Annotated in this window: 7 protein-coding genes; 6 read left to right on the top strand and 1 reads right to left on the bottom strand. The window is 71.9% G+C overall.

Annotated elements, in window-relative coordinates:
- The 4 genes from WN71_RS24640 to WN71_RS24625 all read left to right on the top strand — a co-directional run.
- Nucleotides 1-1,125, top strand: a 1,125-nt coding sequence (locus WN71_RS24640; RefSeq protein ID WP_206300133.1) for a M4 family metallopeptidase, incomplete at its 5' end; no start/stop codon positions are given.
- Between the two features lie 248 nt (nt 1,126-1,373).
- Nucleotides 1,374-3,038, top strand: a complete 1,665-nt coding sequence (locus tag WN71_RS24635) for a M4 family metallopeptidase (protein ID WP_046582534.1) — start codon at nt 1,374-1,376, stop codon at nt 3,036-3,038.
- A gap of 69 nt (nt 3,039-3,107) precedes the next feature.
- Nucleotides 3,108-3,620: a DUF1990 family protein gene (locus WN71_RS24630; RefSeq protein WP_046582532.1), complete on the top strand. Its 513-nt coding sequence runs from the start codon at nt 3,108-3,110 to the stop codon at nt 3,618-3,620.
- A gap of 167 nt (nt 3,621-3,787) precedes the next feature.
- On the top strand, nt 3,788-4,522 hold the full coding sequence (locus WN71_RS24625) for a DsbA family protein (RefSeq protein WP_052742901.1): 735 nt from the start codon (nt 3,788-3,790) through the stop codon (nt 4,520-4,522).
- 30 nt (nt 4,523-4,552) lie between these two features.
- On the opposite strand, the gene WN71_RS24620 is transcribed toward WN71_RS24625, so the two are convergent.
- Nucleotides 4,553-7,171: a glycosyltransferase family 1 protein gene (locus WN71_RS24620; protein ID WP_046582530.1), complete on the bottom strand. Its 2,619-nt coding sequence runs from the start codon at nt 7,169-7,171 to the stop codon at nt 4,553-4,555.
- A gap of 317 nt (nt 7,172-7,488) precedes the next feature.
- Between WN71_RS24620 and WN71_RS24615 the strand changes: the two genes are divergently transcribed.
- Both WN71_RS24615 and WN71_RS24610 read left to right on the top strand, forming a co-directional pair.
- Nucleotides 7,489-8,691, top strand: a complete 1,203-nt coding sequence (locus WN71_RS24615) for a S8 family peptidase (RefSeq protein ID WP_046582528.1) — start codon at nt 7,489-7,491, stop codon at nt 8,689-8,691.
- Between the two features lie 216 nt (nt 8,692-8,907).
- Nucleotides 8,908-9,946, top strand: a 1,039-nt coding sequence (locus tag WN71_RS24610) for a maltotransferase domain-containing protein (RefSeq protein WP_420856525.1), incomplete at its 3' end; no start/stop codon positions are given.

The following is a 9,946-nucleotide window of genomic DNA, read 5'->3' as shown; positions in this document are numbered from 1 at the left end:
TGGGACTTCTACAAGAACACCTTCGGCCGCAACGGCATCAAGAACAACGGCGTCGGCGCCTACTCCCGCGTGCACTACGGCAACTCGTATGTGAACGCGTTCTGGGACGACGGCTGCTTCTGCATGACGTACGGCGACGGCTCCGGCAACGCGGACCCGCTGACCGCGCTGGACGTGGCCGGCCACGAGATGAGCCACGGCGTCACCTCCAACACCGCGGGCCTCAACTACAGCGGCGAGTCGGGTGGGTTGAACGAGGCGACCTCCGACATCTTCGGCACCGGCGTCGAGTTCTACGCCAACAACTCCTCCGACGTCGGCGACTACCTCATCGGCGAGAAGATCGACATCAACGGCGACGGCACCCCGCTGCGCTACATGGACAAGCCCAGCAAGGACGGCGCCTCCGCCGACTCCTGGTCCTCGGGCGTGGGCAACAAGGACGTGCACTACTCGTCCGGTGTCGCCAACCACTTCTTCTACCTGCTCTCCGAGGGCAGCGGGGCGAAGGTCATCAACGGCGTCAGCTACAACTCGCCGACCGCGGACGGGCTTCCGGTCACCGGCATCGGCCGCGACAAGGCGCTCCAGATCTGGTACCGGGCGCTCACCACCAAGTTCACCTCCACCACCAACTACGCGTCCGCGCGCACCGGCACGCTCGCGGCGGCCGGCGAGCTGTACGGCACCACCGGCGCCGAGTACAAGGCGGTGCAGGACGCCTGGGCGGCCGTCGCGGTCGGCGCGCGGCCGGGCGGCGGGGGCGGCGGGGGCGGGTCCTCGTACGAGAACACGACACCGGTGTCGATCCCGGACAACGGGCCCGCCGTCACCTCCTCGATCACCGTCTCCGGCAGGAGCGGAAACGCGCCAAGCAACCTTCAGGCGACCGTGGACATCACGCACACGTGGCGGGGTGACCTGGTGATCGATCTGGTCGGCCCGTCGGGCACCGCGTACCGCCTGAAGAACTTCAGTTCCTCCGATTCGGCGGACAACGTGAAGGCGACGTACACGGTGAACGCGTCCTCCGAAACCGCCAATGGCACCTGGAAATTGAAGGTGCAGGACCAGGCGGCCCAGGACGTCGGGACGATCAACAGCTGGAAGCTGACGTTCCCGTAGGCCGATCGCCACGGCACCCGCGCCAGGGCGCCGCTCCGGAGGGCTCGACCCCCGGGGCGGCGCCCGTTTTACATTCCGGCAACGTTCACCGACCAGCTCGCTTTAGGCCAACATCACTTCAGGGTCCTGACATGTACGCGTCGCTGATGTCACGCTCTCCCCACTGCCGCGTAGCACAGCAACTTCACCTCGCACCTCCGTCGGGCAACCCCACGCCAGGCGGACTCCCCCACATGAAGGAGCTTTGAGTGAGCCCCCTCTACGCGCGTCACAAGCGCACCTCTCTGGCCATCGCCACCGCCGTCGCCGCCGGAGCCCTGCTCTCCACCGGCCTCAGCACCGCTGCCTCGGCCCAGACCCCGGCCGACTCCGGCAAGGCCAGTCCCCTCGCGGCAGCGCCCACCGCGCTCACCGACGCCGCACGCACCACCCTGATACAGAAGGCCGAGGCCGGCGCGGCCACCACGGCCCAGCACATAGGCCTCGGCGCCAAGGAGAAGCTCGTCGTCAAGGACGTCACCAAGGACGTCGACGGCACCGTGCACACGCGGTACGAGCGCACCTACGCCGGCCTGCCCGTCCTCGGCGGCGACCTCGTCGTGCACACCTCGAAGTCCGGCACGACCGAGGGCGTCACCAAGGCCTACGCCAAGACCCTCAAGGTCTCCTCGCTCAAGGCGCAGGTCACCCCGGCCAAGGCCGAGAAGCAGGCGCTGACCGCCGCGAAGTCGCTCGGCTCGGACAAGTCCGCGGCCGACGGCGCCCGCAAGGTGATCTGGGCCGCCTCCGGCACCCCCGTCCTCGCCTACGAGACGATCGTCGGCGGCTTCCAGGACGACGGCACCCCGAACCAGCTGCACGTCATCACCGACGCGGCGACCGGCAAGAAGCTCTACGAGTACCAGGGCATCGAGACCGCGTCGACCGGCACCGGCAAGACGCTGTACTCCGGCACCGTCAGCCTGACCACCAACCTGTCGGGCTCGACGTACCAGCTGTACGACACCACCCGCGGCGGCCACAAGACGTACAACCTGGCCCACGGCACCTCCGGCACCGGCACGCTGTTCACCGACGCGGACAACGTCTGGGGCACCGGCGCCGCCTCCAGCTCCTCCACCGACCAGACGGCGGCCGCCGACGCCGCCTACGGCGCGCAGGAGACGTGGGACTTCTACAAGAACACCTTCGGCCGCAACGGCATCAAGAACAACGGTGTCGGCGCCTACTCCCGCGTCCACTACAGCAGCAGCTACGTCAACGCGTTCTGGGACGACAGCTGCTTCTGCATGACCTACGGCGACGGCTCCAGCAACACCCACCCGCTGACCTCGCTCGACGTGGCCGGCCACGAGATGAGCCACGGCGTCACCGCCAACACCGCGGGCCTCAACTACAGCGGTGAGTCCGGCGGCCTGAACGAGGCCACCTCCGACATCTTCGGCACCGGCGTGGAGTTCTACGCCGCGAACTCCTCCGACGTCGGCGACTACCTCATCGGCGAGAAGATCAACATCAACGGCGACGGCACCCCGCTGCGCTACATGGACAAGCCCAGCAAGGACGGCGCGTCCGCGGACTACTGGTCCTCCTCGGTCGGCAACAAGGACGTGCACTACTCGTCCGGTGTCGCCAACCACTTCTTCTACCTGCTCAGCGAGGGCAGCGGCGCCAAGACCATCAACGGCGTCAGCTACAACTCGCCGACGTACAGCGGCACCACGGTCACCGGCATCGGCCGCGACAAGGCGCTGCAGATCTGGTACAAGGCGCTGACGACGTACTTCACGTCGACCACCAAGTACTCCGGCGCCCGCACCGGCACGCTCAGCGCCGCGGCCGCCCTGTACGGCTCGGGCAGCACCGAGTACAACGCGGTGGCGGCGGCCTGGACCGCGGTCAACGTGAGCTAGCGGCACCGGATCGGCGGTGCGGCCCCCGGGGACACGGTGTCCCCGGGGGCCGCCCTACTCTTGGGACCCATGTCCTTCACCTACGAGGCGGTCGGCGCGACCCACGAGAACCTGGCCGCCTGCCCGCCCGGCTTCCACCCCCTGCATGTGCGCACGCGCATAGGCGAGGGCGAGAAAGTCTTCCAGCGGGCCGCCGAGGCCGTCCTCACCTGGGAGATGCACCGCCTGATGGGGCTCGGCATCACCGCGGCCGCCGACCGCGCCGCCCCGGACGTGGACGTCACGGTCACCCTCGCCGGGGTCGTCAAGGCCCCCTGCCGCGTGGTCTGGGCGGTCGAGCAGTACCGCCGCGCGGGCTGGGCCTACGGCACCCTCGACGGCCACCCCGAGTCCGGCGAGGAGGCCTTCGTCGTCGACCGCACCGGCGACGGCACGGTCTGGCTCACGGTGGCCGCCTTCAGCCGCCCCAACCGGTGGTACTCCCGGGCCGCGGGCCCGGCGACCCGGGCCCTCCAGCACACGTACGCCCGCCGCTGCGGGACGGTGCTGCGCCGCCTGTGCGCACCGTACGACCAGGCCTGATCCGCCTCGGTACGACCGGGCCCGATGCCGTGCGCGGGCGGGACGTACGGGCCGCGCGCGCGGGTCCGAGGGCCCTGCCGATCACGACCGAAGGGCCGTTTCCGGAGGTCGGCGCGCCGCCATAGCCTCGGGACCGGCCCTTCTTCCCCTCGTGACAAGAGACGCCCATGCCCGTCGACAAGACCTCCCGCCGCGCCCTGGTGATCGGTGCCGCGGCCACCGCGCTCGCGCTCACCGCAGGTGTCGGCATCGGGCTCGCCGCCGACCGCGACTCCGGGCCGGGTACGTCGGACGCGAAGCCGCTCACCGTCCCGGCGCACGCCACCGGGAAGAACGGCACGGTGATCCCGTACGGGAAGGCGAGTGCCCCCGTCACCGTCAGCGTCTACGAGGACCCCCGCTGCCCCTACTGCGCGATCTTCGAACGCGACCTGGGCCCGACCCTCACCTCCCTCGCCGACTCCGGCAAGGTGAAGGTCGAGTTCCACATGGCCACCTTCCTCGACAAGCGCCTCGGCGGAAAGGGCTCCCGCACCGCGCTCGCCTCGCTCGGAGCGGCCCTGAACGAGAGCCCCGCCTTGTTCAAGAAGTTCCACACCGCGCTGTACGCCGCCCAGCCGAAGGAGGAGACCACGGACACCTTCGCCGGCACCTCCGAACTGCTGGAGATCGCCGGAAAGGTGCCCGGACTGCGCACCCACGCCTTCAACAAGGCCGTCAAGGAGGGCACCTACCTCGCCTGGGCCGACGACGTCGCCGACGCCTTCTACGACAGCGACGTCACCGGCACCCCGGCGGTGAAGGTCGGCGACCACGACATCACGGTGCTCGACGAGAACGGCAAGGCCGTGGGCGCCCGGCAGTTCACCGAGGAGATCGAGGCCGCCGCGGCGCAGCGGTGACCCCCGGCCTCCCCGGTGTCCGGCGCCGGCCTACCGCAGCAACACCCCCGCCCCCTCCGTCAGTTCCTGCGACGGGACGGTGACCAGACCCATGTCCGCGGCCGAGGCCAGCAGGCGGTGGGAGGGAAGGATGCGGACCGTGTAGCCGTAGGGGCCGGTGCGGTCGAGGGCGAGCGGGCCCTCGTACAGCCAGCGGCCCTCCAGGTCCGGGCCGCCCGCCTGCTTCAGCGGGACCGTGCTGCCGTCGGTGATGCGGTCCTCCCCGTCCACCCGGCCGGAGACCGCCTGCACCTCCACGTCGTCGGGGCCGAGCCCGCCGAGGCCGACCCGGACCCGCAGTCCGAGCGTGGTGCCCAGCTCCGCGGTGGCCGTGGCGGCGGTGGCCTCGACATGGTCGACGGTCACCTCGTGCCAGGCCGAGCGCACCCGCGCCTTCCACTCGGCGAGCTCCCGCGCGGAGTCGGGGTCCATCGCCCGGTGCGCCTGCGCGGCGGGGGCGTAGAGCCGCTCGACGTACTCGCGGACCATGCGTCCGGCGAGCACCTTCGGGCCGAGCAGGGTGAGGGTCTGGCGGACCATCTCGATCCAGCGGTCGGGCAGCCCGGTCCTGCCGCGCTCGTAGAAGCGCGGCGCGACCCGCTGTTCCAGCAGGTCGTAGAGGGCCGATGCCTCTATGTCGTCGCGCCGGTCCTCGTCGGTACCGGCGCCGTCCGCGGTGGGGATGGCCCAGCCGAAGTCGGGCTGGAACCACTCGTCCCACCAGCCGTCGAGCACCGAGAGGTTGAGGCAGCCGTTGAGCGCCGCCTTCATCCCGGAGGTCCCGCACGCCTCCAGCGGGCGCAGCGGGTTGTTCAGCCAGACGTCGCAGCCCGGGTAGAGCTTCTGCGCCATGGCCATGCCGTAGTCGGGCAGGAAGACGATCCGGTGCCGCACCCGCGGGTCGTCGGCGAACCGCACCAGCTCCTGCACCAGCCGCTTGCCGCCGTCGTCCGCCGGGTGCGCCTTGCCCGCGACGACGATCTGGATCGGCCGCTCGGGGTGCAGCAGCAGCTCCATCAGCCGGTCGCGGTCGCGCAGCATCAGCGTCAGCCGCTTGTACGACGGCACCCGGCGCGCGAAGCCGATGGTGAGGACCTCCGGGTCGAGGACCCCGTCGATCCAGCCGAGTTCGGCGGTGCCCGCGCCGCGCTGCCGCCACGAGACGCGCAGCCGCTCGCGCACCTCCGTCACCAACTGCTCGCGCAGCTCGCGGCGGAGCTCGAAGATGTCGGCGTCGGGGATCTCGGCGACCGCGTCCCAGCGCTCCGAGCCGCCCACGGTGAGCGCGTCCTCGGTGCGCTGCGCGCCGATCTGCCGGGCGCCCAGCCGGAACACCTCGGGAGCCACCCAGGTAGGCGCGTGCACGCCGTTGGTCACGGAGGTGATCGGCACCTCCTCCGGGTCGAAGCCCGGCCACAGGCCCGAGAACATCCCGCGGCTGACCTGCCCGTGCAGCACCGAGACCCCGTTGGCGCGCTGCCCGAGCCGAAGGCCCATCACCGCCATGTTGAACAGGTTGGGCTCGCCGCCCGGGTAGGTCTCCATGCCCAGGCGCAGGACGCGCTCGACGTCGATGCCGGGCAGCTCGCCGTCGGCGCCGAAGTGCCGTGCGACCAGCTCCCGGTCGAACCGGTCGATGCCGGCCGGCACCGGGGTGTGGGTGGTGAACACGGTCCCGGCGCGCACCGCCTCCAGTCCGGCGTCGAAGTCCAGGCCCCGTTCGGCGAGCTCGGCGATCCGCTCCAGGCCGAGGAAGCCGGCGTGGCCCTCGTTGGTGTGGAACACCTCGGGGTCGGGGTGGCCGGTGAGGCGGCAGTACGCGCGCACGGCGCGGACACCTCCTATGCCGAGGAGCATCTCCTGGAGCAGCCGGTGCTCGCTGCCGCCGCCGTAGAGCCGGTCGGTGACGCCGCGTTCGCCGAGGTCGTTCTCCTCGACGTCGGAGTCGAGCATCAGCAGCGGGACCCTGCCCACCTGGGCGAGCCAGACGCGGGCGTGCAGCCGGCGGCCGGCGGGCAGCGCGAGCGAGACCCGGGCGGGGCTGCCGTCCTCCTCCCTGAGCAGGCGGACGGGCAGCTCGTTGGGGTCGAGCACCGGATAGTGCTCCTGCTGCCAGCCGTCCCGGGACAGGGTCTGGCGGAAGTAGCCGTGCCGGTAGAGCAGCCCCACGCCGATCAGCGGGACGCCGAGGTCGCTGGCCGCCTTCAGATGGTCGCCGGCCAGGATGCCGAGACCGCCGGAGTACTGGGGCAGCGCGGCGGTGACGCCGAACTCGGGTGAGAAGTAGGCGACGGCGGCCGGGAGGGCACCGGACTGGGCCTGGTACCAGCGGTCGCCGGTCACGTAGTCGTTGAGGTCATCGGCCGCCGCGGTGAGCCGGCGCAGGAAGCGGCGGTCCCCGGCCAGTTCGGCGAGGCGCGCGGGACGCACGCTGCCGAGCAGCCGGACCGGATCGCCGTCGCTGGCGGCCCAGCACTCGGGGTCGACGGACTGGAACAGGTCGCGCGTCTCCGCGTGCCAGGACCAGCGCAGGTTGCGGGCCAGCTCGCTGAGCGGCCGGAGGGGTTCGGGGAGAACGGGACGGACGGTGAACCGACGGATCGCCTTCACATTCCACCTCTGGCGGGCGTGCTTAAGAGGACGCACGGCGGTGTGCGCCCTGTCATCACATCAGACGGTATCGGTGCGGAGCCGTCCGGAACCACGGTGCGCTTTCTTCGAAGTGTCGCGATTCGTCCGCCGCCCCTGGTGGGGCGACTGATCCTGGCCCGTCCCGCATGGCCGATATGGCCGATTTCCCCACCGCAGGCGTCCTTGTGGTGGTTCACACCGCACGAGAGGCTGCCCTGTGGCGTACCGGTCGGCGCCGGGTGCACCGGGCGCGCCGCGGCCCCGTACGCCGCTTCCGAGGAGGGGGAAGGCGGATCATGGCACGGACGCGGTTACGGCGTCTGCGCCGGGCGGCGGGCTGGACGGCGGTCACCATGGCCGCCGTGCTGACAGCCATCGCCCCGCCCGCGCAGGCGGCACCCGAGGGACGGGTTCTCGGCGCCGGGCGGCCCGGCGCCGTCGGGGGCAGCTATCTGGTGACCCTGCGGGAGGGAACACGCGCCTCGTCGGCGGCGGGCAGGGACCTCGCCGCGCGCTATGGGGCGAGAATCAGCCATGTCTACGGCACCGTGCTGAACGGCTACGCGGTGCGGGCCGGGGCGAGACAGGCGCGGCGGCTCGCCGCGGACCCCGAAGTGGCCTCGGTCGTCCAGGACACCCGGGTGACGCTGACGGCCACGCAGAAGGATCCCCCGTCCTGGGGGCTGGACCGGCTCGATCAGCCCGCCCTGCCGCTCGACCGGCGCTACGACGCGCCCCAGGCGGGGGGCGCCGGGGTGACGGTCTACGTCATCGACACCGGCGTCAGGATCACTCATCACGACTTCGAGGGCCGCGCGAGCTACGGCTGGGACTTCGTCGACGGCGACAAGAACGCCGGGGACGGCAACGGGCACGGCACCCATGTCGCGGCGACCGTCGCCGGGCACACGTACGGCGTGGCGAAGAAGGCGAAGGTGGTCTCCGTCCGCGTCCTCGACGACGCCGGGACCGGTACGACGGCGCAGGTCATCGCGGGCATCGACTGGGTGACCCGGAACGCGCGCAGACCCGCGGTCGCCAACCTCAGCTTCGGCGGCCCGCACAACGCCGAACTCGACGCCGCCGTACGCGAGTCGATCGCCTCGGGGGTCACCTACACGGTGGCGGCGGGCAACGAGGCGCGCCCCGCCGACCGGTACTCCCCGGCCGATGTCGGCCAGGCCGTCACGGTCGGCGCCACGGACCGCTCCGACGCCCGCGCGAAGTTCTCCGACTACGGCTCCGCGGTCGACCTGTTCGCCCCGGGCGTGTCCATCACCTCGGCGTCCTACGCCTCGGACACGGCGAGGGCGACCTACTCGGGTACGTCGATGGCGTCACCGCACGCGGCCGGCGCGGCGGCGGTCTACCTCGCGCGGCACCCGCGGGCGAAACCGGCGCAGGTGGCCAAGGCGCTCGTCGCGGACGCCGCATCCGGCAAGGTGTCCGGGGCGGGGCCGGGTTCACCGGACAGACTGCTCCAGGTACCGCCCTCGTAGCGGCCGATCGACCGCACCGGCCCCGCGCGCTCCGGACGGGGCCGGTCTTGTGCGCAGACATACACGTGGGTAGTTAACAAAGTGCCGGATTGCGTACCCGAATAGGGTGGGAAGGCTCCTCCGGTACGCCCCCCAGGCGCACCACGACATCTCTCGCAGGACCCCCCTCCCCTCGTCCATCCGCCACCACCCTCGTTGATGCGGACAGGAGCGGTCATGCCCGCCAAGCACCACTCGTCAGCACCCCCGACCAGCAGCAGGACCGGCCCGGACCCCGGGGCCGCGACATCGGATCCTCCGACCGAGGGACCGGTTCGACCCGCACAGCCGCAGGTCGCGCCCGCAGAGGCGCGGGCTGCGTCCGCAGAGGCGCCGGCTCCACCCGCACAGGCGCCGGTTGCGTCCGCAGAGGCGCCCGCCGAGACGAACAGCGCCTCGGCCAAGGCCCTGAGCAAGCCCGCCCGTAAGGCCCCCGGCAAAATTCCGGCCAAGGCCGCGAGCAAGGCTCCGGGCAGGACACCGGGCAAGGTCTCGGGGAAGGTCTCGGGCAAGACCCTGGGCAAGCGCAAGGCCCCGTCGAAGCGGCCGTCCGCCGCCGGGCCGCCGTCCGCCGCGGAGCGGTCCTCCTCGGGCGGCGCCACCGTCGTCGGGCGCATACCGGTGCTCGACGTCCAGCCGTTCGTCCGGCAGGGCCGCAGGCCCGCGAAGGCGGTGACCGGCGAGACCTTCCAGGTCAGCGCCACCGTCTTCCGCGAGGGGCACGACGCGGTCGGTGCCGACGTCGTCCTGCGCGACCCGTCGGGCCGCCGCGGTCCGTGGACGCCGATGCGGGAACTGGCCCCCGGCACCGACCGCTGGGGCGCCGACGTCACCCCCGACCGGCCCGGCGCATGGACGTACCACGTGGAGGCGTGGAGCGACCCCGTCGCCACCTGGCGCCACCACGCCGAGATCAAGATCCCGGCGGGGATGGACACGGAACTGGTCCTGGAGGAGGGCGCGCGCCTGTACGAGCGCGCCGCCGCCGTGCTTCCGCACGACGGCCCGCCCCGGCAGGAGCTCGAAGCCGCCGTGGCGGCCCTGCGCGACGAGACGCGTCCGGCCGCGGCGCGCCTGGCGGCGGCGTTGACGCCGGAGGTGGAGGCGGTGCTCGCGCGGTATCCGCTGCGGGAGCTGGTGACCGCGTCCGAGCCGCTGCCGCTGCTGGTGGAACGCGAACGCGCGCTGTACGGCGCCTGGTACGAGTTCTTCCCCC

The sequence above is a fragment of the Streptomyces mangrovisoli genome (assembly GCF_000974985.2).
Lineage (GTDB): Bacteria > Actinomycetota > Actinomycetes > Streptomycetales > Streptomycetaceae > Streptomyces > Streptomyces mangrovisoli.
This window is presented reverse-complemented; position numbering and strand designations above follow the sequence as displayed.

Excerpts from the sequence above, each read along its gene's own strand:
- WN71_RS24630 (WP_046582532.1), top strand. The coding sequence starts at position 3,108 with ATGTCCTTCACCTACGAGGCGGTCGGCGCGACCCACGAGAACCTGGCC.
- WN71_RS24615 (WP_046582528.1), top strand. The coding sequence starts at position 7,489 with ATGGCACGGACGCGGTTACGGCGTCTGCGCCGGGCGGCGGGCTGGACG.
- WN71_RS24625 (WP_052742901.1), top strand. The coding sequence starts at position 3,788 with ATGCCCGTCGACAAGACCTCCCGCCGCGCCCTGGTGATCGGTGCCGCG.